Origin of the sequence: Sporosarcina sp. NCCP-2331, from assembly GCF_023707945.1 — a bacterium.
GTDB lineage: Bacteria > Bacillota > Bacilli > Bacillales_A > Planococcaceae > Sporosarcina > Sporosarcina cascadiensis.
Map to the genome: position 1 here is coordinate 114,783 of NZ_BRCD01000002.1, position 23,641 is coordinate 138,423.

23 protein-coding genes are annotated in these 23,641 nt (G+C 46.8%); all 23 read right to left on the minus strand.

Annotated elements, in window-relative coordinates; genetic code table 11:
• Nucleotides 1-10: 10 nt before the first annotated feature.
• Nucleotides 11-2,086 (minus strand): type I DNA topoisomerase, encoded by a 2,076-nt coding sequence (topA, locus tag NCCP2331_RS01755; RefSeq protein WP_251668095.1) that lies wholly within the window; start codon nt 2,084-2,086, stop codon nt 11-13.
• 114 nt (nt 2,087-2,200) lie between these two features.
• A complete protein-coding gene (dprA, locus tag NCCP2331_RS01760; RefSeq protein WP_251668097.1) occupies nt 2,201-3,091 on the minus strand; it encodes a DNA-processing protein DprA in 891 nt (296 codons plus the stop codon).
• Nucleotides 3,092-3,161: 70 nt separating this feature from the next.
• The gene (sucD, locus tag NCCP2331_RS01765; protein WP_251668099.1) at nt 3,162-4,064 is read right to left on the minus strand and encodes a succinate--CoA ligase subunit alpha; all 903 of its coding nucleotides are present in this window, start codon (nt 4,062-4,064) and stop codon (nt 3,162-3,164) included.
• Nucleotides 4,065-4,082: 18 nt separating this feature from the next.
• Complete coding sequence (gene sucC / locus NCCP2331_RS01770; RefSeq protein ID WP_153720449.1) at nt 4,083-5,243, minus strand: ADP-forming succinate--CoA ligase subunit beta; 1,161 nt, start codon at nt 5,241-5,243, stop codon at nt 4,083-4,085.
• A 114-nt stretch (nt 5,244-5,357) separates the two neighbouring features.
• Entirely contained in the window at nt 5,358-5,645 is a 288-nt protein-coding gene (locus tag NCCP2331_RS01775; RefSeq protein WP_153720450.1) for an EscU/YscU/HrcU family type III secretion system export apparatus switch protein, read from the minus strand.
• The gene (locus NCCP2331_RS01780; RefSeq protein ID WP_251668101.1) at nt 5,642-7,717 is read right to left on the minus strand and encodes a hypothetical protein; all 2,076 of its coding nucleotides are present in this window, start codon (nt 7,715-7,717) and stop codon (nt 5,642-5,644) included. Before NCCP2331_RS01780 ends, NCCP2331_RS01775 begins: the two co-directional genes overlap by 4 nt.
• The gene (locus tag NCCP2331_RS01785) at nt 7,714-8,487 is read right to left on the minus strand and encodes a ribonuclease HII (RefSeq protein ID WP_251668103.1); all 774 of its coding nucleotides are present in this window, start codon (nt 8,485-8,487) and stop codon (nt 7,714-7,716) included. Before NCCP2331_RS01785 ends, NCCP2331_RS01780 begins: the two co-directional genes overlap by 4 nt.
• Before the next feature lie 114 nt (nt 8,488-8,601).
• Complete coding sequence (gene ylqF, locus NCCP2331_RS01790) at nt 8,602-9,459, minus strand: ribosome biogenesis GTPase YlqF (protein WP_153720452.1); 858 nt, start codon at nt 9,457-9,459, stop codon at nt 8,602-8,604.
• Nucleotides 9,460-9,477: 18 nt separating this feature from the next.
• Nucleotides 9,478-10,041: a signal peptidase I gene (gene lepB / locus NCCP2331_RS01795; protein ID WP_251668105.1), complete on the minus strand. Its 564-nt coding sequence runs from the start codon at nt 10,039-10,041 to the stop codon at nt 9,478-9,480.
• 107 nt (nt 10,042-10,148) lie between these two features.
• Nucleotides 10,149-10,493, minus strand: coding sequence for a 50S ribosomal protein L19 (rplS, locus tag NCCP2331_RS01800; protein WP_153720454.1), 345 nt, complete (start codon nt 10,491-10,493; stop codon nt 10,149-10,151).
• Between the two features lie 126 nt (nt 10,494-10,619).
• Nucleotides 10,620-11,357, minus strand: coding sequence for a tRNA (guanosine(37)-N1)-methyltransferase TrmD (trmD, locus tag NCCP2331_RS01805; RefSeq protein ID WP_251668189.1), 738 nt, complete (start codon nt 11,355-11,357; stop codon nt 10,620-10,622).
• Entirely contained in the window at nt 11,357-11,872 is a 516-nt protein-coding gene (rimM, locus tag NCCP2331_RS01810) for a ribosome maturation factor RimM (RefSeq protein ID WP_285835506.1), read from the minus strand. The genes trmD and rimM overlap by 1 nt, the downstream gene beginning before the upstream one ends.
• 640 nt (nt 11,873-12,512) lie before the next feature.
• Nucleotides 12,513-12,746, minus strand: a complete 234-nt coding sequence (locus NCCP2331_RS01815; RefSeq protein ID WP_251668107.1) for a KH domain-containing protein — start codon at nt 12,744-12,746, stop codon at nt 12,513-12,515.
• Between the two features lie 15 nt (nt 12,747-12,761).
• Nucleotides 12,762-13,034, minus strand: a complete 273-nt coding sequence (rpsP, locus tag NCCP2331_RS01820) for a 30S ribosomal protein S16 (RefSeq protein WP_153720456.1) — start codon at nt 13,032-13,034, stop codon at nt 12,762-12,764.
• A 92-nt stretch (nt 13,035-13,126) separates the two neighbouring features.
• Nucleotides 13,127-14,482 carry a signal recognition particle protein gene (gene ffh, locus NCCP2331_RS01825; protein WP_153720457.1) on the minus strand — a complete coding sequence of 452 codons (1,356 nt, stop codon included), beginning with the start codon at nt 14,480-14,482 and terminating at the stop codon, nt 13,127-13,129.
• A 12-nt stretch (nt 14,483-14,494) separates the two neighbouring features.
• A complete protein-coding gene (locus NCCP2331_RS01830) occupies nt 14,495-14,827 on the minus strand; it encodes a putative DNA-binding protein (RefSeq protein ID WP_376776790.1) in 333 nt (110 codons plus the stop codon).
• Between the two features lie 63 nt (nt 14,828-14,890).
• Nucleotides 14,891-15,916: a signal recognition particle-docking protein FtsY gene (ftsY, locus tag NCCP2331_RS01835; protein WP_251668109.1), complete on the minus strand. Its 1,026-nt coding sequence runs from the start codon at nt 15,914-15,916 to the stop codon at nt 14,891-14,893.
• A gap of 245 nt (nt 15,917-16,161) precedes the next feature.
• Nucleotides 16,162-19,722 carry a chromosome segregation protein SMC gene (gene smc / locus NCCP2331_RS01840; protein WP_251668110.1) on the minus strand — a complete coding sequence of 1,187 codons (3,561 nt, stop codon included), beginning with the start codon at nt 19,720-19,722 and terminating at the stop codon, nt 16,162-16,164.
• 2 nt (nt 19,723-19,724) lie between these two features.
• Nucleotides 19,725-20,492 carry a ribonuclease III gene (gene rnc / locus NCCP2331_RS01845; protein ID WP_251668112.1) on the minus strand — a complete coding sequence of 256 codons (768 nt, stop codon included), beginning with the start codon at nt 20,490-20,492 and terminating at the stop codon, nt 19,725-19,727.
• 113 nt (nt 20,493-20,605) lie between these two features.
• The gene (locus NCCP2331_RS01850) at nt 20,606-20,845 is read right to left on the minus strand and encodes an acyl carrier protein (protein ID WP_029052326.1); all 240 of its coding nucleotides are present in this window, start codon (nt 20,843-20,845) and stop codon (nt 20,606-20,608) included.
• A 112-nt stretch (nt 20,846-20,957) separates the two neighbouring features.
• Complete coding sequence (gene fabG, locus NCCP2331_RS01855) at nt 20,958-21,704, minus strand: 3-oxoacyl-[acyl-carrier-protein] reductase (protein ID WP_153720461.1); 747 nt, start codon at nt 21,702-21,704, stop codon at nt 20,958-20,960.
• On the minus strand, nt 21,704-22,648 hold the full coding sequence (gene fabD / locus NCCP2331_RS01860) for an ACP S-malonyltransferase (RefSeq protein ID WP_251668115.1): 945 nt from the start codon (nt 22,646-22,648) through the stop codon (nt 21,704-21,706). Before fabD ends, fabG begins: the two co-directional genes overlap by 1 nt.
• The gene (gene plsX / locus NCCP2331_RS01865; RefSeq protein ID WP_251668117.1) at nt 22,645-23,637 is read right to left on the minus strand and encodes a phosphate acyltransferase PlsX; all 993 of its coding nucleotides are present in this window, start codon (nt 23,635-23,637) and stop codon (nt 22,645-22,647) included. Before plsX ends, fabD begins: the two co-directional genes overlap by 4 nt.
• Between the last annotated feature and the right edge of the window lie 4 nt (nt 23,638-23,641).

Sequence of the window (23,641 nt, forward strand, 5' to 3'; positions counted from 1 at the left end):
GTTTTGCTCTCTAGCTCTGCGGCTGTTCTTTGTAATCACATTCCGTACATTGAATCTGTACACCTTTTTTCAAACGCTTTTCCACCAGTGTATGTTGACACTTCGGACATGGACGCACGATCGGTTTATCCCATGACACGTAATCACATTCCGGATAGCGGTCACAGCCAAAGAATATTCTCTTTGTTTTACTCTTGCGTTCAACGACTTCGCCTTCTTTACATTTCGGACACGTCACGCCAATCGGTTTGACAATGGCTTTCGTATTACGGCAATCCGGGAAGTTGGAGCAGGCCATGAACTTTCCGTAGCGGCCCATCTTGTAAACCATCGGAGAGCCGCATTTCTCGCAGTCTTCCCCGGCTGGTTCATCTTTGATTTCGATCTTTTCCATTTCTGCATCAGCGACTTCCACATGCTTTTCAAAATCCTGATAAAACGCATCAATAACTTTCCGCCATTCGATGCTGCCTTCTTCCACATGGTCCAGACTTTTTTCCATCTGCGCAGTAAACTCAATATCGATAATATCAGGGAAATATTGATCAACCGCTTGATGAACAATACCGCCAAGCTCCGTTGGAATAAAGCGTTTGGCATCGAGCGTTACATAGCCGCGCTTTTGAATAGTATCCAGCGTCGGTGCGAATGTAGAAGGACGGCCTATGCCGAGCTCTTCCAGCGTTTTGACCAGACGTGCTTCCGAATAGCGCGGAGGCGGCTGAGTAAAATGCTGTTTCGGATCGACTTCCGCATACTTCACATTCTCGCCTTCTTCAAGCGGAGGCAGAATATTTTCCTTTTCCTCCTGCTGATCGTCGTCTCCCTCGATATACACTTTCATGAAGCCCGGAAACTTTACTTGCGAACCGGATGCTCTGAAACGGATATCGCCATTCAGAAAATCTGCTGTTACCGTATCCAGAATGGCAGGCGCCATCTGACTCGCAACGAAACGTTCCCAAATCAGTTTATACAGTCGGTGCTGATCACGTGATAAGAACGCTTTCATCGCTTCAGGCGGCCGCATTGCTGAAGTCGGACGTACCGCTTCGTGCGCATCCTGAGTTTTCGCGCCGGCTTTCGCTTTCCGGGTAGAAGTAGAAATAAATTCTTCCCCATACATCGTTTGAATGAACGACTTCACTTCATCTTTTGCTGTATCTGAAATCCGCGTGGAATCCGTACGCATATAGGTAATTAACCCGACGGTGCCTTCTTTACCAATTGCAATACCTTCATATAATTGCTGGGCGAGCATCATCGTTTTCTTCGCCCGGAAGTTCAGTTTGCGTGCCGCTTCCTGCTGGAGAGAGGAAGTGGTAAACGGCAGTGCCGGGTTGCGTTTCCGTTCTTTTTTCACGACTTTAGCTACTTCAAACTCATCGGATTCCAGTGCATTGACGACTTTTTCGACTTGCTCTTGATTCGTCAGTTTCACTTTTTCCTTTGCGTCTCCGTAAAATGCAGCTTCAAATGTTTTATCGCCTTTTTCAAACTGTGCAGTGATGCTCCAGTATTCTTCCGGCTCAAAAGCATTAATTTCATTTTCTCGGTCAATGATCAGCCGTAATGCAACCGACTGAACACGTCCTGCTGACAATCCTTTTTTTACTTTTTTCCAAAGAATCGGGCTGATGTTATATCCGACTAATCTGTCTAGAATCCGTCTTGCCTGCTGTGCATCCACCAGATTCATATTGATCGGACGCGGATGTTTAAAGGATTCTTTAATAGCATCCTTGGTGATCTCGTTGAACACTACCCGGCAGTCTGATTCGATATCGACACCAAGCTGATGTGATAAGTGCCATGCAATTGCTTCCCCTTCGCGATCCGGGTCAGCCGCGAGAAATATTTTCTTCGCTTTTTTTGCTTCTTTTTTCAAGTCTTGAAGTATCGGTCCTTTACCGCGGATCGTAATATACTTCGGTTCATAATTATTCTCAGTATCTACACCCATTTGACTTCGGGGTAAATCGCGTAAATGACCAAGAGAGGCGCTGACTTTGTATTTCTTGCCTAAGTAACGCTCAATGGTTTTTGCTTTAGCTGGTGACTCTACAATAACTAAGTAATCCGCCATATATTTCCCTCCTCAGAGAGATTTCTTTTATATTTATTCATCAAAAGAATATCTGTTGCAAAATGTATAACAGTTTCTCAAATAATGCAACCTTTTAAACATTTCGCGTACAGATTATATGGTGTTTCCCTGTAAAGAATCCAGGATCTGAAAACCGCTCCATAATGGCTTGGCGCCTTCATCCAGCAGCTTATTCGGACCCGCCGATAACGGGCAGTCAATTGCTCCCGGCACGGCGAAAATTTCTTTTCCGTGATCCAGTGCATGTTCAACTGTACTCATCGTTCCGCTCCTTTCCACAGATTCTGTTACAACGATTGCATTCGACAGTCCGCTGATGATCCGATTGCGCATGGGGAATGTCCATTTTGCCGGCAGAATATAAGGAGGATACTCGGTCAGCAGCAGATGATTCTCAGCTATTTCCTGTGCGATTTTCTCATTTTTCTTTGGATACATATGGGAAAACCCATGCCCCAGTACCGCGATGGTCTCTCCTCCGTATTGCATCGCCGCCTGATGCGCCATCGTATCTGCGCCTGCAGCCAGACCGGAGACAACCGGAATTTCTTGCGCAACGAGCGGCGGCACAATAAAATCAAGCGCTTTCTTTGTATACGACGTCGCTTTTCGGGAGCCAATTATACCGACTTTGAGCGGTTTTTTCAATAAATTTCTTTCACCTTTGACGTATAAGACAGCCGGCGGATCGCAAAGTTCAGTCAGTTCTTTCGGGTAATCGGGATGGCCGTAAGGAATGGGGATGATGTCAGTCTCTTGCAATAATTCAATCAAGGGAAGCTGTGACACTTCATGGAATTGCTGTGTAATTCGACAGGCGTTGACTTCTGACAAACCAAGCAATTGCTGCAAGCGTACAGGGGGATAGGAAGATAAATCTTGAATGAGCGGATTTTCCTGCAGCAAACTCTGATAGCGGCTGTACGGAACGGGGTGAATATAATGAAGGAAAATTAATTGTTTCTGCTGTTCGGTAAATTGCATAGCGTTCTCCTTTATTCGACACTACAAGCAAAGAACGAAAAAAGGTGCAGCATACGCTGCACCTCTCATATTACTTCGTTTTACATTTTTCGTACAGACCTTTTTCTTTCAGAACTTTAATTAGCGTCTCACCAATAACAGAAGGTGTCTCTGCCACTTGGATATCCGCCGCCTGTAAAGCCTTAATCTTTTCAGCAGCAGTTCCCTTACCGCCTGAAATGATGGCACCCGCGTGACCCATGCGTTTACCTTCAGGTGCAGTCTGACCGCCGATGAAGCCGACAACTGGTTTCGTCATATTTTCTTTGACCCACTCAGCTGCTTCTTCCTCAGCTGTTCCGCCGATTTCACCGATCATCACAACTGCATAAGTTTCCGGATCTTCATTGAATGCTTTTAACACATCGATAAAGTTCGTACCGTTGACAGGGTCTCCGCCGATTCCGACAGCTGTCGTCTGGCCGATTCCTTCTTGTGTCAACTGATGCACCGCTTCATATGTCAGTGTACCGGAACGGGACACAACGCCGACATGGCCTTTTGTATGAATATAGCCGGGCATAATGCCGATTTTTGTTTCATCTGCAGTGATAACGCCAGGGCAGTTCGGACCGATTAAACGAGTCTTTTTGCCTTCCATATAACGCTTCACTTTAATCATATCGAGGACAGGAATGTGCTCTGTAATACAGATTGTCATATCCATCTCCCCGTCTACAGCTTCCATAATCGCATCTGCTGCATACGGAGCCGGCACGTAAATGATGGAGACTGTTGCGCCTGTAGCTTTAACGGCTTCATCAACTGTATCAAAGACCGGTACGCCTTCGACCGTCTGGCCGCCTTTGCCTGGTGTAACACCGCCGACAATCTTTGTACCATATTCCAACATCTGTTGCGTATGGAACAGGGCAGTGGAACCTGTAATTCCTTGTACAATTACTTTGGTGTCTTTATCTACATAAATACTCATGCTTTGTACCTGCCTTTCTTATCCTATCAACTCAACGATTTTTTTCGCGCCTTCAGCCATTGAATCCGCAGCTACAACATTAATGCCGGATTCTTTAAGCAAAGCTTTCCCGCGTTCTACATTTGTACCTTCAAGACGAACAACAAGCGGCACCTGAAGCTCCACTTCTTTTGCAGCTTCAATAACACCTTCAGCAATGACATCACACTTCATGATGCCGCCGAAAATATTGACGAAAATGCCTTTTACATTCGGATCAGAAAGAATAATCTTGAAAGCGCCGGCAACTTTTTCTTTTTTCGCGCCGCCCCCAACGTCAAGGAAGTTAGCGGGTTCGCCGCCGTAATAGTGAATCGTATCCATTGTCGCCATCGCAAGCCCCGCTCCGTTGACCATACAGCCGATATTTCCGTCGAGGGAAATATAGCTTAAGTCAAAAGTGGATGCTTCGATTTCTTTTGGATCCTCTTCATCAAAGTCGCGCAGTTCGACAATATCTTTATGACGGAATGTTGCGTTATCGTCAAAATTGAATTTCGCATCCAAAGCAAGTACTCTCTCGTCTTTTGTTACGACAAGCGGATTAATCTCCACGATTGATGCATCTTTTTCGCTGAATACTTTATATAGACCTAAAAATAGGCTGACTGCTTTGTTGATCAGCTTGCTCGGGATTTCCATATTGAATGCCATACGGCGCGCCTGGAAAGGAGCTAACCCAACAACCGGATCTATGATCTCGTAGAAGATTTTTTCCGGATTTTTTTCTGCGACTTCTTCGATTTCCACTCCGCCTTCAGCAGATCCCATTAATGTAACGCGATCTGTTGCACGGTCAACGACAAGACCGATGTAGAATTCTTTTTCGATGTCGATTCCCTCTTCAACAAGGAGGCGTTTCACTTCCTGGCCTTCAGGACCTGTCTGGTGTGTAACCAGTTGTTTTCCGATCAAGTCTGCTGCTACTGCACGGACTTCATCAAGGTTCTTGACGATTTTTACACCGCCCGCTTTCCCCCGGCCGCCCGCATGGATTTGTGCTTTCACCACAATAGGCTCTGTTCCGAGTTCTTTTGCAACCGCCACTGCTTCCTTAGGCGAGAATGCAACACGACCATTCGAAACAGCAACACCGTACTCTCTCAATAGCTGCTTCCCTTGGTATTCATGGATGTTCATAAGTACTGCCTCCATTCGATTTGCAATTGCTGCATATTCAACTACTTTATTATTGTAAACAAACCGTCACATATTGTCCATGGATGACTATTACGATGCCGAATTCTCTATTTTTCAACTATTTCTGCTGCCCTTTTCCTTATCGAGACGGTATATGTAAGCAAAGACCTCAGACACGGCCTGGTACAGCTCTTCAGGAATGGTTTCATTGACATTCAGCTGGCCGAGTAACTCCAGTAAACTCGGATCTTCCTGCACAGGCACGTCATGTTCTTTGGCCCGTTCCAGTATATTTTCCGCAATCATTCCTTTACCTTTCGCTATGACTTTTGGAGCGTCGGATACTTCAGGATCGTAGGAAAGCGCAACGGCTTCTTTTCGTTTATAGCGTTCTTCTTTCATATCCGGTAATCTACTCCTCTTTCGTCAATATACGACGCGGCCGCAGGCTTTTTCACTGTCTGCTGTGATTCAGTAAAGGGTTTGAATGAAACGCCCGACAGTTTGTAACCGACATTTTCCAATCCGTCTTTCAACAACGCTTGGAATGACAGACCTGTCGTCCGCAGCGATTCCTCTTCGTTGAAAATTGTCAGATTAACGACTTTGTTCTGCACATGCATGTCGACAAGTGTCGTCGAAAGTGTCTCAAGCTCCAAATAAAATAAAATCCTGGCAAACGCCGGATCAATTTGGCCGTTTTCTTTCATCCGGCCATTCCACTGAAGCGTCGCTTCTATTTTCTTGCCGAATAAATCCAGCGGCACCTGCATGATGATCTGCTGCTGAACGCTCGTGTCTGCAGTCTGAATAACGGTTCCATTCATTCTCAATACCATGGTTTCCGCTGCCTCTCTAAGCGGCAGGGACAGGGAAGGATCCTGCAGCAAAGTAAGCAGCTGCGGCTTCAATGTGTTAGCTAAGTTCGCGGCAGGCTCCTTGCCGTTCAGCAACGCTTCATAGTTGAAGCCGAGAGAACTCAGGACACTCTGCATTGCTTCTTTCATGACTGGGCCGCTCATCGTTTGCGACAGCTGTATTTCGGCTGCCTGCACCATTTGCTTGATCTGCACATTGCCTGATTTCTCAGCCGACTGGACCAAAGCCCGCAGCGCTTCGTCAGCTTGTTGCGGAGGCAGCGAAACGAGTGACAGTAAAGCTTGCTGCGCTTCTTTAACTGCGACGGGCTGTGCAGTTGCATTCGCTGTTTGAACAGTTGCCCCGCTGCTTGTCTGCTGCAGAAGTGTTTGACTGAACTGTTCGATAAAAGCTGCTTTCACACTGTCAGTCAATGGCTGCTGAGCGAATTGACTGACGACAGTCTGCAAAGCTGTTTTCATTTGTTCGGGCAGTGCAGGACTGTTTTGAATCTGTTGAGAGATGTTTTGCATAATGGACTTAGCGTTTTGTTGTTCTCCTGCAGGCATTTGCGCTAATTGGCCGAGCATGGTCTGAAGAGTTTTCACCGCAGTAGCCTGAGATTCCGCAGGCACTTGATTAGATGCGCCCTGACTCGCTGCAGACGCTGCAGCTTGTGTTTGGGCATTCATAGCACTTACCGGTCTATCCGCCTCCAGCGGACTCCCTGCGGACTGCTGGAGGGCATTCTGCTGCAGTGCAGCAGTTATTTGCGGCTGGGCTGCTGTCTTGCCGTCTCCAGTTTGCGACACTAACTGTGCCAAAACTTGCGGAAGATTAGCGAGCGACGTACGTGCAGGCAGGATTTCTGCGCTTTTCAGCAGCTGCAGGGCTGCAAACCGGTCTCCTTTGCCGGTCTGCGGGTCCAGCAGCAGTGTCAGCGCCCGGCTGAGCAGTTCTTTGCCGACCGCCTGACTTGCCGGGTTGGATACTGCCTGCAATGCATTCAATAAAGCTTCCCGAACAGCAGGCGGCAGACTGGTTTCATTTTGAACAGCCGTCTGCAGTGCCGTTAAGTTTTGGGTAATCGTACCGTTTTGCGCCTGCAAAAGCGACTGGAAAACAGCCGGCGTAAAAGGCAGCCTGGCTTCCGCGATTTTTCCGAGTGCCGCGAGCGCTTCTGCCTTCATGCTTTCAGGAACAGATTTGAGCAGATTCGCCGCATCTAGTATATTCTCTTTCGTCATCGGTATTTTCTGTTTGATGATGGCTGCCAGCAATTCTTTCATTTCTTGGGTTTTCGGTAAATTAAGCGAGTCCATTAATTGAGTCAGCTGACCAGTCTGGCCTTCCGCTCCTCGCATCGGTCCCGCAATGACCTGCAATTTCACTTCCGGCTCCGTGCCGTTCACTTTAAAGTAATACGTATCGCCTGCCTGCATCGGCACTTCAAGTTTGGCAAACAGTTGATGGCTGCCGACTTGCACCTGCGCCATCTGGCCGGGGAAAAGCTGCTGTACTTTTCCGTGAATCATCTGACCCTCTTTTAGTGCCAGCGGCTGCGATTCCGGAGCAGTGATTTTTGCCGATGAAATGGATAATGAATTTAAATTCAACTGCGATCCCTCCACATCGTTTTAATGGGTTCAAAGGTTTTTCGATGGTGTATGCAGAAACCGTGTGTCTTGAGGCCTTCTAGATGTTTTGCTGTTCCGTAGCCGGCGTTTTCATTGAAACCGTACCAAGGAAACTGTTCATGTAATTCTTCCATCAGCTGATCCCTCGTGGTTTTAGCCAAAATCGAGGCTGCCGCGATACACAGGCTTTTTTCATCGCCTTTAATAATCGAATAGGCAGGGCGACCTACCGACAGATTCATTGCGTCTGCCAAAACGATGTCAGGCGGCACAGAGAGCTGGTTCACCGCTTCTTCCATCGATTGCTTCGTGGCCTGAAAGATATTCAACTCATCAATAGCTTCTGCAGACTGTATATGAACTGCATAGGAGATTGCCTTTTCTTTGATCAATAAGGCGAACTGCTGTCTTTGCATCTTGGATATTTTCTTTGAATCGTCCACGCCGACTAAAGCAGAACAATCTGCGGGTAAAATAACCGCGGCCGTGACAACCGGACCTGCCAGCGGCCCTCTTCCGGCTTCATCAATTCCTGCGATCAGCGTTTTGCCTGCGGTTCTGTAGGAATCTTCGAAAGCCAGCTTTTTCATAAACTCTTCTATTAGCTGCTGCTTTTTATCATATTGTTTTCTCCACTGGACGATTGCGTTCTGAACACCTTTGCGTTCATCTGACTGAAGTTCTTTCAGCCATTCATCCGGTTCCTGCAAGCTTTGTAATTGATCTTTTATTTGTTGAATCGTTGTCATTGTATTCACCTGTCCATCCGCCAAAATTCGTCTCTATGTATTATATCGGTTCAAGTTTCAGTTTTTCGACAAAAAAAGCAACGGCCCGGAAACAGCGTTCCAAGCAGTTGCTTATTATTGTGCTTGATCTTCGGTAAAATCAAATGTCAGTTTGCCGACTTGCTGATCGCGTATATCCTGGACAATTAAATCCGCCACTCTGTCATAATCAATCTCTGCACCGGCAGCGTACACTTTCCTGCGCTCACCGATCTGATCGAAAATAGCTAAAGTATCCTCGTCGACTGAAGTCATTTGATAGCGTTCTTCCAGGCGTTCAGGATAATGTTCTTCCAAAAATTTCAGTCCATAGACCGCCAGCTCTTCCATATTGAGAACCGAATCCTTGATTGCGCCTGTTAATGCCAGTTTGAAACCGGCTTCCGGGTCTTCGAATTTGGGCCAGAGTACTCCCGGAGTATCCAAAAGCTCCAGCTCTTTTTCATATTTGATCCATTGCTGTGCTTTCGTAACACCTGGTTTATTACCTGTCTTCGCAATATTCTTCTTTGCGAGACGGTTAATAAGTGTGGATTTTCCTACGTTCGGAATTCCGACGATCATTGCACGGATAGCACCGGGCCGGATTCCCCGCTGTTTCATCCGGTCGTATTTCGGCTGCAGTATTTCTTTTGCGGCCTTTGTCACCGTCTGCAGCCCTTTGCCTTCAAATGAATTGATCGCTACAGTGCGGAAGCCCCGCTCTTCAAAATAGGCAATCCATCGCTTCGTCTGCACTTCGTCGGCTAAATCCATTTTATTCAGGATCAGCAGTCTCGGTTTTTGCTGAATTAATTCATCAATCATCGGATTTCGGGAAGATAGCGGCAGTCTTGCGTCTATCAATTCAAATACGATATCAACAAGTTTCAGTTTTTCGGACACTTCTCTTCTTGCTTTCGCCATATGGCCTGGAAACCATTGAATAGTCATTCGAATCGTCTCCTTTCGTTATTTCACAATGCCGAAATCTTTAATCGGCCAGAACACTACACTCGTGCTGCCGATTATTTCGTCGATTGAAACAGCGCCGATATGTCTGGAGTCTTTACTCTTCCGGCGGTTGTCTCCCATGACAAACACATGGTCTTCCGGCACTGTTGCCGCTTGAATTTGCGGTATATCCTGAAGTGTAAAATCTTCTGTCAGTGTGCCGTCCTGTATTTCTGCTTTATATTTATCAAGATACGGTTCCTCGTACGGTTTATCATTTACATACAGGACATCATCTTTATATTCCACAGTATCTCCCGGCAATCCGATTACACGTTTAATATAATCTTTTTGTTCAGGCGCATGGAAAACGACAATATCAAAGCGGTGCGGCTCTCCAATGGTATAGCCTATTTTATTGACAATCATACGATCCCCATGTTCAAGCGTCGGCATCATGGAAATACCATCGACGACGATCGGAGTGAATAAAAATATACGGATAATTGCAGCCAGCCCAAACGCAATCAACAGTGCTTTAATCCATTCCAGCCCTTCGCTTTTTGTTTTTTTCTCTTCCATCAATCCAGCCTCCTGCCTTGTCTGCTATTATTGTACCGCCAAATTGCTTTAGGCGCAAAAAGAAAGGAGGCCAAATGCACGGCCTCCTTCGTTTTGTGTTTATCTTATTAGCGGAGTTCTTTGATACGTGCTGCTTTACCGCGCAGTTTACGCAAGTAGTACAACTTCGCACGACGAACTTTACCGCGACGAGTGACTTCGATCTTAGCAAGTTTTGGTGTGTGTACAGGGAATGTACGTTCCACTCCAACACCGTTTGAAATTTTACGGACTGTGAAAGTTTCGCTGATTCCACCGCCGCGGCGTTTGATTACAACACCTTCGAATAACTGGATACGCTCGCGAGTACCCTCAATGATCTTAACGTGTAAACGCAATGTATCTCCAGGACGGAAATCAGGGTGTTCAGTACGCAGCTGATCTTTTGTAATGTCTGCAATTAGTTTTTGCATCGTTTTCTCTCCTTCTTTTCTGGAGTTCTTGCACGTCTTGCATTGCAGCGGAACAACAGTAAATAGGTGCTTTTCAAAAAGCACTTCGTAAATCATATCATAAGCATAGCAGCGGTTCAAGTATATTCAGTCTCTTTTTTGCTTCCACTGCTGATAAAGTTTTTGCTGATGTTCTGTTAATGAAGCATCTTTCAATAGTTCAGGACGTCTCTCTGCAGTACGCTGGAATACCTGCTCTTCCCGCCACTTATCGATTTCCGCATGATTGCCTGATAACAGCACAGGCGGCACTTCTAAGCCGTTGAAGGAAGCAGGGCGCGTATACTGCGGATGTTCGAGCATCCCTGTTGAAAACGAATCGTGGACAGCTGACTGCTCATTTCCAAGCACTTCAGGCAGCAAACGCACTACGCTGTCAATAATCGCCATGGACGCCACTTCGCCTCCAGTCAAAACAAAATCACCCAGGGAGATTTCATCCGTCACCAAATGCTCCCGAATCCGTTCGTCATAGCCTTCATAATGGCCGCAAATAAAAATCAGATGATCTTCCTTCGCCAGTTCCTCGGCCTTCTTCTGGGTGTAGCGCTCGCCCTGTGGACACATGAGAATAATTCGCGGCTTGCTTTCCGCCGAACTCGTCAGCGCTTCTACTGCCGCAAAGAGAGGTTCGGGTTTCAGTACCATGCCCGCTCCGCCGCCATATGGATAGTCATCTACTTTTTTATGTTTATTCGTCGAGTACTCACGGAAATCAGTCACGCGGAATGAAGCAGCCTGCTGATCCTGAGCTTTTTTCATAATCGAAGAATGAAGAACTCCTTCGAACATGTCAGGGAACAGCGTCAGCACATCGACATGCATCATGAAAGCAGCCCGTCCATCAGTTCAATCTTGACCAGCTTCTCGTCCACGTCGATTTCTTTCACAACTTGCTCGATGTATGGAATATAATGCGGCTTGCCTTCTTTAGGTGTAACCGTCCAGACGTCATTAGCCCCTGTTTCAATAATTTCTGTAACCGTGCCAATTTCTTCGCCTGTTTCCGTTACTACACGGCAGCCGATGATTTCATGGTAGTAGAATTCATTTTCTTCGAGTTCAGTCAGGTCTCTTTCCGATACTTTGACGATGCCGTCACGGAATTTTTCTACGTCATTGATGTTCGGATAGCCTTCGAATGTCAGCAGGTTGAAGTTTTTATGTTTTCGGTGGTTCGCGACTTTTACCATGACAGGTGTTTTGCTTTTTGGCATGAAGATTGCGAGCTCACTTCCGACGGCAAATCGTTCGTCCGGAAAATCCGTTGTCGCCATGACCCGGACTTCGCCTCTGATCCCATGCGTATTGACAATCTTTCCTACATTATACCATTCCATTATTTCGCCTCCGATAGAATATATTTGTCATTGAATTTTGAATTAGGTAGGAGTGTGCAGTTGGATACCGTTTCCCTGCGTTCCAGGCGGACGCGTTCCGCGGGGCGCGGGCAAGCCTCCTCGTCCGCTTCGCTACCTGCGGGGTCTCGCCGGTCGCGCTAAATCCCGCAGGAGTCGCCGCCTTCCACTCCGGTACACTGGCTTGTTTTTCAATACCAAGTACTAGTTATAGTATTGAAAACTATAATTAGTTTGCAGTAAAAATAATAATAAATACATTGAGCAGACTGAATATTACTACTTGCTACATAGGGATTGGAGCGTCGAGCAGCGTCTCCGGGAGGATCAGCCTGACAGGTGAGACAACTTGGGGGAGCGCAGCGAAAGCCGTAACGAAGAACGGCTTTTGCGAATAAAAGCGAAGCGTTATGAGCACAAGCTGCCTTAATTTCCGCAAAGAACGCAGAAATTAAGGTCAAGCGAATCCTCTGCTGTTCGCTAGGGCAATGCCCTCCGGAAAGCGTCCGCCCAGAGCGCAAATCCCCAACTGCAACCCAAAGTCTACCAATACTACTTTATCCCGCTCAAAATCCATTTATACGTGCAAAAAAGGAAGGAACCGGGGCTCCTTCCTTTTGGATCAATCCAATATGTCCAAATACACTTTTTTGCCGTGGTGGCTGCCTGCTGCTGAGTAAACAATGGTACGGATCGCTTTTGCAACACGACCTTGCTTCCCGATCACTTTTCCCATATCCTCCGCGTTCACTGATAACTGATAAACGACACGCTGTGACTGTTCATCCGCTATCACCTTCACGTCGTCCGGGTAATCGACTAACGGCTTTACAATTGTTTCAATCAGCTGCTTCATGTCCACCCCTCCAAATTACTTGCTGTATTTAGCGTTATGGAATTTTTCCATGATACCTTGCTCTGAGAACAAGTTACGAACTGTATCAGATGGTTTTGCTCCATCTTGAAGCCATTTCAAAGCCAACTCTTCGTTGATCTGAACTGTTGCTGGCTTTGTAAGTGGGTTGTATGTACCCACCTGATCGATTTGACGGCCGTCACGTGGTGCACGTGCATCAGCTACTACAATACGATAAAAAGGAGATTTCTTAGCTCCCATACGTTTTAGACGAATTTTAACTGCCATTTTAATCTACACCTCCGAATAGTTTCACACAAGATAGTATATTATCAAGGTTTTGTTTGTTTGTAAAGTGTTTTTTCTTAACACCCTGTATTTTATTTAAAAAATGAATCCAAACCAGGCATTTTGCCCTTCTTTTTACCCTTTTGTTGCATATTAGTCATTTGCTTGACCATTTTTTTCATTTCGTCAAATTGTTTGAGAAGACGATTGACTTCCTGAGTCGATGTGCCCGATCCGACCGCAATGCGTTTCTTCCGGCTCGCATTAATGATATCAGGATTTTCGCGTTCAGCTGCTGTCATCGAATAAATGACTGCCTCCACACGACCCATTTGGCTCTCGTCAACTTTTGCATTGTCGAGCCCTTTAATCTTATTGGCGCCCGGCATCATTTTCAGAATTTCATCAAGCGGCCCCATCTTCTTTACCTGCTGCAGCTGATCAAGAAAGTCCTCCAGTGTGAAACTTTGCGTGCGCAGTTTCTGCTCGAGCTCTTTGGCCTTTTCTTCATCAACGTTTTCCTGCGCTTTTTCAATCAGCGACATGACGTCGCCCATACCGAGAATCCTTGATGCCATGCGCTCTGGATGGAATGCTTCAAGCGCATCCATCTTCTCGCCCATACCGACGAATTTGATCGGCTTATCGGTGACGGAACGGATGGATAATGCCGCACCGCCTCGTGTATCACCGTCAAGTTTTGTCAGAATTACACCTGTAATATCGATCGCTTCGTTAAAGTTTTTTGCAACATTGACAGCATCCTGTCCTGTCATGGCATCTACAACGAGGAATACTTCATCCGGTTTCGTTAACTCGCGGATGTCTTTCAGTTCCTGCATAAGCGCCTCATCAACGTGCAGACGCCCCGCTGTATCAATGATGACAACATCATGATGTTCCGCTTCCGCTTCTTCCATCGCTTTACGGGCAATTTCTACAGGTGAAATATCCGTCCCCATCGAAAATACCGGCACAGAAATCTGCTTACCGAGCGTTTCCAGCTGCTGAATCGCGGCAGGACGATAAATATCGGCCGCCACTAATAACGGTTTTCTATTGTGTTTTTTACGAAGAACCATCGCCAGTTTTCCGGTAGAAGTTGTTTTACCGGCCCCTTGCAGACCGACCATCATGATGACCGTCGGTGATTTGCGGGCAAACTGGATAGGATTTTGTTCTCCGCCCATTAAGTTCGTCAGTTCGTCTTTTACGATTTTTACGACCTGCTGCCCGGGCGTCAGACTCTTCATGACGTCCTGGCCTACCGAACGTTCACTGACGGTTTTAACGAATTCTTTTACGACTTTCAAGTTGACGTCTGCCTCGATCAGTGCAAAACGCACTTCCCGCATCATTTCTTTGACGTCGGCTTCGTTGATTTTCCCTTTGCCTGTAATTTTATTGAGCGTTCCCTGCAGGCGTTCGGCTAATCCTTCAAATGCCATGGACCATCCCCCCTATTCAAAATCCTTCAAGGTATGTAACAGTTCAAAAACTCTGGCGGAAGAAGTTCCGTCAGCCGGCATAAGCTGCTCCAGCTGCCCAACTGCTTCCAGACGTTTCTCATGCTTTTCGAATAAATTCAGCTTTTCTTCATAGTCTTCAAGCATCGCTTCTGTTCTTCTTACATTATCATACACTGCCTGTCTCGATACGCTGTACTGCTCTGCTATTTCACCGAGAGAGAGATCATCCAAATAATATAACTGCATATATAAACGCTGTTTATCGGTTAATAATGATTGATAAAAATCAAAGAGGAAGTTCACTCTTGTCGTTTTTTCAAGCATGATGCCAACCCCTCCCGCTCACTGTTTCATACTAGCTTTTAGCGAAACGTCTGTCAAGTAATTTTACTTGTCTTCAGTTTCTTCACGTTCCTCTTCTTCCTTCGCTTCTTCCATTTCCAGACCATCTGCGAATAAACCATAGACATATCGCTCCGGATCAAACGGCTGCAAATCTTCTATGCCTTCTCCAAGACCTACAAACTTGACCGGAATATCCAGTTTACTGCGAATCGCCAGGACGATACCGCCTTTTGCCGTGCCGTCCAATTTCGTCAAGACGATACCTGTCACCTTTGTTGCCTCGTTAAATGTCTGGGCCTGCACCAGTGCGTTTTGGCCGGTTGTCGCGTCAAGGGCAAGCAGCACTTCATGAGGGGCACCTTCGACTTCACGGCCGATGATCCGGTGGACTTTTTCCAGTTCATTCATCAAGTTTACTTTATTCTGCAGGCGTCCAGCCGTATCACAGATCAGCACATCCACATTGCGTTTTTTAGCAGACTTGACTGCATCATAAATCACTGCGGCGGGATCGGAACCTTCTGCCTGGCGGACAACTTCCACTCCTGTCCGCTCGCCCCATACTACAAGCTGTTCAATCGCGCCGGCGCGGAAGGTATCACCGGCAGCTAGCATGACGGTTTTTCCTTCTTTTTGCAGTCGCGCTGCCATTTTTCCGATAGTTGTCGTTTTACCGACACCGTTGACACCAACCATCAGGATCACATTCAAGCGGCCGTCTTCGATATTGAGTTCATTGGATATTTCTTCTCCTGCATTATAGATTTCCACCAGCTTTTCGGAAATCAATGACTGCATGCCCGTCGTGTCTTTAATATTTTTACGTTTCACTTCGTCCTTCAATAAATCAATCAATTCCATCACGGTGTCGAAACCTACGTCAGCCTGCAGAAGAACTTCTTCCAGTTCTTCAAAGAATTCTTCATCGACGACGCGGAAACGGGACACCAGATCATTCACTTTTGAGGTAAATGAATCACGAGTCTTCGTCAGCCCGTCTTTAAACTTCTCTGTAACAGCTTCATTCGTACCTGTAATCTTATCTTTCAGCTTCTTGAAAAATGACAATGAACTTCACTCCTTAGCTATATAAGTTGAATTAATAAATCTGCATTCTATAAGTTACCTAGTACCGTTGATTTCCGTTCCAGGCGGACGCGTTCTGGAGGGCCCGCGGTGAGCCAACTTGGTCGCTTTGCTCCCCTAAGTTGTCATCACCTGTCGGGCTGATCCTCCCAGAGTCGCCGCCTTGCACTCCAATCAACTGAACAGATAGAACATAGTTTCCTTATGTTGTAAAAATTTTAATTTAACTATATAGTGATTTCTTCTGCGACTTCAGAAAGCTTGACCGACAGCAGTTTAGACACTCCCGATTCCTGCATGGTCACACCATATAATACATCTGCGCCTTCCATCGTTCCTTTTCGGTGGGTGATCACGATAAATTGCGTCTGCTCCGAAACCTTCTTTAAATAATTACTATATCGCACTACATTCGCTTCATCCAGCGCAGCTTCCACTTCGTCTAAAATACAGAACGGCACAGGACGGACTTCAAGTATCGAAAACAGCAGCGAAATGACTGTCAGGGCGCGTTCTCCGCCGGATAAAAGACTTAAATTCTGCAGCTTCTTACCCGGGGGCCGTGCGACAATATCGATGCCGGTCGCCAATAAATCAGAAGGATCCGTCAGAATTAAATCTGCTTCCCCGCCGCCGAACATTTCTTTGTAGACATGATGAAAATGGCTGCGGATCGCTTCAAATGTTGTCTGGAAACGGCTCTTCATTTCTGTATCCATTTCCGACATCGCTTCCTGCAGCGTATCTCTCGCTTCCACCAAATCATTGCGCTGTGCAGTTAAAAACTGATGGCGTTCAGAAACTTCTTCAAACTCCTGGATGGCATTCGGATTCACGGGACCGAGATCGGCAAGCTGCTGTTTGAATTGATCGACCGCGAGCCGCAGCTCTTCTGCATCGGTTGCTTCCTCTACGAAAGATGGATCGGGACGCAGGCCGTATTCTTCGTCTAGACGATTGATAACGTACTCATATTGCGCTTCAAGCCTCGACAATTGGATTTTCACCATATTCACTTGTTCGCTGACCGCTTGAACTTGCAGTCGAAGCTGCTTCATTTGCTGTTCATGGAGCGCAACGACTTCTGTCTGCTTTACACGTTTTGCTCTTTCCAGAAGTATCATCTCTTCAAGCTGCTGCTTCGCTGACATTGATTGCTTCATCCGCAGATCAATCTCTTCAGGCGGCAGCTCCCTGCCAACTAAATGGCCCTGTATATATTGCTGTTCTTCACACAGACGCTTGACAGTCTGTGTGAGTTCATCGACCAGCTGCCGAGTTTCCGCAATCGAGCTGGTCTGATAGGTGTTTTGCTCTTTCAGGACTGCATTTTTCTGCTGCAATTGAACCAATTTCCGCTGCAGTGTTTCCTGCTCTTCACGACGGTTCTCGACGAGACGCTCCAAACTTTCCAGCTTCCCCGTTATTTCCTGCAGTTCTTGGCGGATCTCCGAATGGCGATGATCCAGGGCCTGCTTTTTAACCAGTAAATCCTGTTCTGCGGATGCATTATCACTGCGGCCTGTTTCTATAGTTGACAGTTCCATTGTGACAGAGCGGATTTCCATTTCGGTTTCCTGCATGGAAGTATGCGCGGCGGATGCCTGGCGCCGAAGTTCTTCCATTGATTTCTGCAGCTGATCCCGGCGCTGCAGACCTGCACCTGCCTGTTCGCGCGTTGAAGACATGGTTTCATTCGCCTGGCGGATTGATTCGTCCATTTGCTCCAATTGTCCTGTCAGGATTTCCAATTCAGCTTTCCTTGAGAACACCGTGGACTGTCCTTTTGCCCCGCCGCCTGTCAGAGAGCCGCCTGTATTGACGACATCTCCGTCCAGCGTGACGATTCGGTAACGGTAGCCGATTGCCTTAGCAATGGCGGAAGCTTCCTTCAGCGTGCCTGCAACAATCGTCTGTCCCAATAAATTCTTCGCAATCGTTTCATAGGCTGATGAAGTGTGAACAAGTTCAAATGCTGTGCCGATAAATCCCTGCTGCCCTCTCAGAAGCTGACGGCTGTTCATCGGCAATTCGCGGGGCTTCAGAATATCCAGAGGCAGGAATGTTGCCCGGCCCAGGTTTTTCGCTTTCAGAAAGCCGATTGCTTTCCTGGCCTCCGCCTCCGTTGTCGTAACAATATGCTGTATGGCACCGCCAAGGGCTGTCTCAATCGCCTTTGTGTAAGCAGGTTCCGTAGTAATCAACTCGGCTACTGCGCCTTCGATTCCTTGAAGACGCTGTTGTTTTTTTGCGTTCAGCACTTCTTTGACACCTGAATAAAACCCGGAAAAGTCTCTTTCCAAGCCTTCAAGCGCCCGTACTCTTCCCTGCATTTCGGACTGTTTCCGCAAAGCCTGCTGGAGAAACTGCTGCTGAACCCCGAGACGCTCTTCCGCTTCCTTTAATTGAAGGGCGCATTCTTCAGCAGACTGTTCGACTTTACTTACCTGCTGCTGAATTGCTTGTTTTTCTTTACTTTTTTCGCTCTGTTCGTTTTTCAGCAGCGACAGGCGCTCTTGCAGCAGCTTATGCTGAATCGTAATTTTTTCAGTGGAGGATTTTTCTCCCTGCAGACGTTCATCCACATATTTTCTATCACTGCGCAGCGTCGCTTCTTCATTGAGTTTCTCGATATAGACAGATTTCAGCTCTTCAATCTGCTGCTCGGTTTCTTTTAATGAACTGTTGAGCATGCCGCTTACTTGCTGGATTTCTTTTGCGGTTTGCTGCAGTTCCTGTTTAACGGACTGCTGCTTCTCCTGCATCAATGTCAGCTTTTCTTCTGAAGCTTGACGCGTCTTTTCGGACAGCTCCAATTCATTCTGAATCCGTTCGAGCTGCTGGTTCGTATTACGGCTTTTTTCAAGTGACAGCAGCCTTCTGCCTTCCCACTTTTCCGCCTCTGACGTCTTCTCGACAAGTTCACTTTGCAGATGATCAAGCGACGCTTCCAACTTCTGCAAGCCGGCTCTATCACTTTCAAGTTCTCGCTCCTGTTCGGAAAGCAATTTATCGAACTTGCCTTGTTCGATTTCATTTGCAGTAAGTGTGCCGGCTTTTTCTGTAATCTGCTGTTGAAGTGTCCAGGCATCATGGTTCAGCAAGCGGACATCTGCTTCCCGCAGCTCTTTTGAAAAGTGCTCGGCCTGGCGCGCTGTCGCAGCTTCTTTTTCAAGCGGCACGCGACGGTCATCGATTTCTTTTAAGATATCCAGCACACGATCCAGATTATCGGTTGTTTCAAAAAGTTTATGTTCTGCCTGCATCTTCCGTGTCTTATATTTCAGCACGCCGGCCGCTTCATCAAAGACATTTCGGCGTTCGTCCGCCTTACTGTTCAAGATTCCATCGACGCGGCCCTGTGAAATGATGGAAAAGGCTTCTTTGCCGAGACCGGAATCCATGAACATCGACGTCACATCTTTCAGACGGCAATTCTGCCCATTGAGCAAGTAAGCACTTTCACCGGAACGGAACACGCGTCTGCTGACACTGATTTCTGTATAGTCGAGTGGAAAAAGATTTTGGGTATTATCCAGTATTAAATTCACTTCCGCAAAATTAACCGCTTTTCTCGAATCACTGCCCGCAAAAATCACATCTTCCATCTTACTGCCGCGCAGAGACTTTGCCGACTGTTCACCGAGCACCCATCGGATCGCATCGATAATATTACTCTTCCCACTGCCGTTGGGTCCTACAACCGCTGTAACGCCCGGTACGAAATCGATGTGGATTTTCTCTGCGAAAGACTTGAATCCGGTAATCTCCAGTCTCTTCAAAAACACAATTAATTCTCCCCTTCGTTCGTCTGCGACTGCAGTTGTTCAATCGCTCGGCGGGCAGCTTCCTGTTCAGCTTCTTTTTTAGACTTGCCAATTCCTTTACCTAGCTGCTTGTCATTCAGACTCACCACGGTAACAAACTTTTTCGCATGTGCAGGACCTTTTTCCTCAACCACTTCATATTGAAGAGGTCCGTTATTCTTTTGCTGCACCAATTCCTGCAGACGACTTTTATAATCTGTCACATGCGAAAAAGCTCCGATACTAATTTTCGGAAAAACGATTCGTTGTAAAAATTCTTCTACTGTTTCCATGCCCTGATCCAAATAAAGTGCCCCGATATATGCTTCGAATACATCCGCAAGCAAAGCAGGCCGCATTCTTCCGCCTGTCAGTTCCTCACCTTTGCCCAGCAATATATAATCACCAAAATGAAGCTCATTGGAAAACTTTACTAATGACGGTTCACAAACGATTGCTGCACGAAGTTTCGTTAATTCCCCTTCACTCTTTGAAGGCTCTGTGCGGAATAAAAATTTGGACACACCCAGTTCAAGAACTGCATCTCCCAAAAACTCCAGCCGTTCATTATCGGAAAATTTCTTGCGCCGGTGTTCATTCACATAAGAAGAGTGTGTAAATGCGTTAAACAATAAGCTCTCATCTTGAAATTCTACACCTAACTGCTGTTGAAGCGTTTTGAATTTTTCCCGAACCGGCTGCGGTAAGGTTGGATGGGGTGAAGATTCTTTTATATGTTTTTTATTTTTCATAAACTACTCTGCCCTTCGTCTGTAATCTGTGTTGTGGTTCGTTTTAATAATAAAGCGAAATGAGACGCCCTCTCCCTTTTCAGATGAAGGGAAGAAAGTGTCTCACCAAAAGGTCATTCGCCGACTTTTTCTGTAATGTACGTTACTGCATCTCCGACAGTTGCAATTTTTTCTGCATCGTCATCAGAAATTTCTGTTTCAAACTCATCTTCAAATTCCATAACAAGCTCTACTACATCTAGTGAATCAGCTCCCAGATCCTCACGGAAAGAAGCTTCAGGTTTTACTTCGCTTTCGTCGACGCCCAGACGGTCGACAACTACTTTAGTTACACGCTCAAGTACTGTTGACAACATAGTCACCTCCTCTCAAGGCTATTCACAGCCCATACACTTCTATTGAATTATAGAGGTTTCACTCCTCAATGTGCAACCATTGATTGCAGCGTTCAAAGAACTCGTCCATTTACATTACCATGCCGCCGTCCACATTGATCGTTTGGCCTGTGATATATTTCGCTTCATCTGATAAAAGGAAGGCTACAGTACCCGCCACATCATCGGCACTGCCAAGACGGCCCAGCGGAATAGTCGACAGCAATTGCTCTTTCATCTCGTCGCCCAGTTCGTCCGTCATATCTGTCGTAATGAATCCCGGCGCAACCGCATTCACTAAAATATTACGTGCAGCTAATTCTTTCGCAGTGGTTTTTGTCAACCCGATGACTCCTGCTTTAGCCGCTACGTAGTTAGCCTGACCAGCGTTTCCGGCAATGCCGACAACGGAAGCCAAATTAACAATTCGTCCAGAACGCTGGCGCATCATTTGGCGCGCAACTGCTTTCGTGCATAGGAAAACGCCTTTGAGATTAATCGACAGCACATCATCCCACTCGTCTTCTTTCATTCGCATCAATAAGTTATCTCGTGTAATTCCAGCGTTATTGACGAGAAAATCGATCGAGCCGAACTGCTTGATCGTTTCATCCATCATTTCTTTTACTTGATCTGCATCCGAGACATTCGCCTGAAACACAAGCGCTTCTCCGCCGGCTGTGCGAATCTCTTCTGCTACTTCTTCTGCTTTTGCCTGGCTGCCACTGTAGTTTACAACTACTTTCGCACCTTCTGCAGCAAGATGCAGTGCAACCGTACGGCCGATCCCGCGGGAAGCTCCCGTGACGACTGCTGTTTTCCCATCAAATTTCCCCATTACGACCACTCCTTCGCTTCATCCAGCACTTTTTGCAGTGACTCTTCGTCATATACCGGATAAACAGTTGCTGTCCGGTCGATTTTCCGAATTAAACCGCTGAGCACTTTGCCGGGGCCGCATTCAATAAAACGCGTCACGCCAAGATCCAACAGTTTTTCTACAGATTCTTCCCAGCGGACCGGAGAATATAGCTGCTCCACTAATAACTTCCTGATTTCCTCTTGATTCGTCACGACATCTGCCGTTACGTTCGCAATGACAGGAATCTCTGCGTCTTTCATATCGATTTCTGACAGAGTCTTTTCCAGTTCAGCTGCAGCCGGTTCCATCAGCACCGAATGAAACGGCCCGCTGACGTCCAACAGCAATGCACGTTTCGCTCCTGCTTCTTTCAGCGCAACACAGGCCTTATTTACACCCTCTTTTGCCCCTGAAATAACAATCTGTCCAGGACAATTCAGATTTGCCGGCTGAACTGGATGTCCTGATTCTGTAATATTGGATGTAATGGATTCCAGCACATCATGGTCCATACCTAAAATTGCCGCCATCGCGCCTTTACCTGCAGGAACCGCTTCGTTCATATACAGGCCGCGTTTATGCACAGCAACGACTGCATCTTCAAATGAAAGGACTTTGGATTCAACAAGCGCGGTATACTCACCCAGGCTGTGCCCTGCCGAGTAGTCCGGCGTGATTCCTGCCGCTTCCAGTTTCGCCGCGATCATTGCACCCGCTGTCAATAAAGCGGGCTGTGCATTATAAGTTAAGGTAAGTTCATCTTGAGGACCTTCAAGCATCAGTTTGCTCAGTTCGAAACCAAGCGCTTTATCTGCCTGCTGTAAAAACTTCTTGCATGCTTTATCACGTTCTGCAAATTCTTTCACCATCCCTACAGCCTGTGAGCCTTGTCCAGGGAATACAAATGCCAGTTTACTCAAGATTCCTCTTCCTCTCCGATTGTTTCTCTTATCGTTTCACATACACGGTATTCCACCATTGTCCGCGCCTGACGGACCGCATTGAAAAAAGCATTGGCATTTGATGAACCATGCGCTTTAATCACCGGATGATTCAGCCCGAATAAACCTGCTCCGCCATATTCGGAGTAATCCATCTTCTGCTTCAGGCCTTTCAGATCGTCCTTTACTAAGCCGGCAGCCAGTTTCGTCTTGAAGGAAGACATGAAAACATCTTTTATCATGGCGAATACATTCATCGCTGTTCCTTCAATCGTCTTCAGCACCATATTGCCTGTAAAGCCGTCCGTCACGACAACGTCCGCCGCGCCGTTAAGCAAATCACGCGACTCGACATTTCCAATGAAATGAACAGGGGCTTTTTGCAAATAATCAAATGCCTGTTTCGTCAATTCATTGCCTTTTCCTTCTTCGGTGCCGATATTCAGCAGTCCGACTCGCGGCTTTTTGATTCCGCGGACTTTTTCTGCGTAGACACTGCCCATTACCGCAAACTGAGCAAGCTGAGCAGGCTTGCTGTCTGAATTCGCACCTACATCAAGAAGCACGAATCCGCTGCCGTCAATCGTCGGCAAAGTCGGCGCAAGTGCCGGCCGCTGAATACCTTCGAGACGTCCCACGATGAACAGTCCGGCAGACATCAATGCGCCGGTATTTCCTGCTGATACACAGGCCTGCGCCTCGCCGTCTTTCACTGCCTGCGCCATGCGGACCATGGAAGCATCTTTCTTTTTACGGATTGCCCGTACCGGTTCATCGTCCGGTTCAATTACTTCGGAACAATGAATCACTTTCAGTCTCTCATGCGATTCCAGGAAAGGAGCCATTTTTTGTTCATCACCAAATATATGTATAGTTATGTCTTCAAATGCATGCAGGCTCTGCAAAGCCCCTTTTACAATCTCTCCGGGGGCATTATCTCCGCCCATTGCGTCAACTGCGATAATCATCTGC